General features: G+C 71.9%; 2 protein-coding genes. One reads left to right on the top strand and one right to left on the bottom strand.

Annotated elements, in window-relative coordinates:
* The coding region (locus J7E68_RS14660) for an N-acetyltransferase (RefSeq protein WP_215173771.1) at positions 1–185 on the top strand (185 nt) is incomplete at its 5' end.
* Between the two features lie 137 nt (positions 186–322).
* On the opposite strand, the gene J7E68_RS14665 is transcribed toward J7E68_RS14660, so the two are convergent.
* A partial coding sequence (locus J7E68_RS14665; RefSeq protein ID WP_215173773.1) for a cytochrome b/b6 domain-containing protein occupies positions 323–2,068 on the bottom strand: 1,746 nt, incomplete at its 5' end.

The following is a 2,068-nucleotide window of genomic DNA, read 5'->3' on the forward strand; positions in this document are numbered from 1 at the left end:
CCGGCATCGGCCAGAAGCTGGTCGACGCCGCCGTCGAGAAGGACGAGTCGCTCTACCTCTGGGTCGCGGACGACAACCCGCGCGCGCACCGCTTCTATACGCGCAACGGCTTCTCGCTCGACGGCGCCAGCCACACCGAGCCGTTCCTCGGCGAGACGCTGACCGAGGTGCGCTTCGTCCGCTGAGCCGGCGTCCGCTGATCCGGCGTCCGCTGATCCCCCGGATCGCGGCCCTCGCGGTCACGACTCAGCGTGAACGGCCCCCTGCCACCGGCAGGGGGCCGTTTCGCTTCGTCAGAGACCTGTGCGGAATCGCGAACGGATCAGCGGCCGGAGACCGAGCCGAACAGCTTCGCGATCGGCGCGATCACGAGCGGACGCGCGGCTACCCAGCCGACGGCGATGACCACGAGCGATGCCACGAACACCCAGAAGCCCGTCCAGCCGACAGCATCCGACGACGCGTACATGTGGTTGAGGTTGCGCAGGAACCCGGTGAGGAACACCAGGGCGACGTGCCCGATGATGAACACCACGAAGTAGATCATGATCGGGAAATGCAGGGCACGGGCCCACTCGATCGGGTATGCCTTCGACAGTCGCTCGGCCTTCTTCGGCCACATCCCCGACATCCGGAACCCGGTCGCCGCCGCCAGCGGGGCGGCGATGAACACGGTCACGAAGTAGGCCAGCTGCTGCAGGCTGTTGTAGTTCACCCAGCCGTGCTCGGTCGGCCAGTCGAACGAGATGTACTGCAGCGCGGCCGAGAGGGCGTTGGGCAGCACCTCCCAGCTCGTGGGCACGATGCGCGCCCAGTGCCCGGTGACGAACAGCAGCACGACGAAGATCACACCGTTCACGAGCCACAGGACGTCGAGCGCCTGGTGGAACCAGATCGTCAGGCTGACCTTGCCCTTGGGGTCGCCCCGCGGGGTCCAGAAGGCGGTCGGGCGCTTCTCGTTGCGGATGCGGAGCCCCGACCGGATGATCAGCACCATCAGGAACACGTTGAAGAAGTGCGCCCAGTTGACCCACGGAGCGAACCCGGGCTCGACCGCGACGGCGGGTGCGTACTCGCCGGGGAAGGCCGCGAGGAAGTCCTGCATGAAGGGGAAGCTCAGCAGCGTGCGCACGAACGCCACGGCTGCGCCGGCCAGGATGCCGAGGGCGGCCGCGCCGAGCAGACCGGCGATCGCCTGCGTCCACGTCGGTCGGGGGCGAGCGGATGCCGCCGACGCGGTCGCCGTGATACGTCGCGGCGCGCTGCCGTTCCAGACGGTGCGTGGGGATGGCAGAGGGATCGACGGGTCGCCGAGCGCGGGCGCCGTGCGAGCCGGGGCGACAGCGGTGGAGGCGGATGCTGCGGGTGCGGGCGCTGTGGCTGCGGGCGCTTCTGACGCGGGCGCTTCGGTGCCTGCGGGGGGAGCAGCGATCGCGGCCGCGCCGGACGCTTCCGCGGACGCTGCGCCCGACACCGGGACAGTGTCGGCCGGGGGCCACGGCTCTCCGCCCGCGACCCGCGGGAGGCCGCGGCGCACGGACATCGCGGGTCCCGTGGCGACGACAGTGCTCGCCGCAGGGGTCACGTCGTCTCGTGACCCGACGACCGCGGCGGCCTCGGCCGCAGGCGTCGCAACCGGAGCGGTCTCGCGCCGCTCGTCGGGCAAGGATGCGGACGCCGACGGCGATGTTGACGCCGACGGCGATGACGTGTGCTCCGCACCGCTCACGACGGGACCCGCGGGAGGCCACGGCTCGCCGCCGGGCACACGCGGAAGACCACGGCGCAGCGCTGCCGCCTGGCCGGGCGAGGGGGCGACGGAGGACTGCGTCGAGCCGCCGACAGACGCGGGCGCGGCATCTGCCGGCTCGGTGTGTGCAGGCTCAGCCGTCGCGATCGGGGCCCGCACGGCCGGTGACGCCGCCTCGCCCTCAGCTTTCCCGGAGACCGCCGGGGGCGAGACCTCGGAGACCTCTGCCACCGTCGAGTCGGCGACCTGCGCGGCATCCGCGCCGGCATCGCTCTCATCGACCGCGACACCCCCGGGAGGCCACGGCTCGCCGCCGGG

Origin of the sequence: Microbacterium sp. ISL-103 (assembly GCF_018613995.1) — a bacterium.
In the GTDB taxonomy this organism is placed as follows: domain Bacteria; phylum Actinomycetota; class Actinomycetes; order Actinomycetales; family Microbacteriaceae; genus Microbacterium.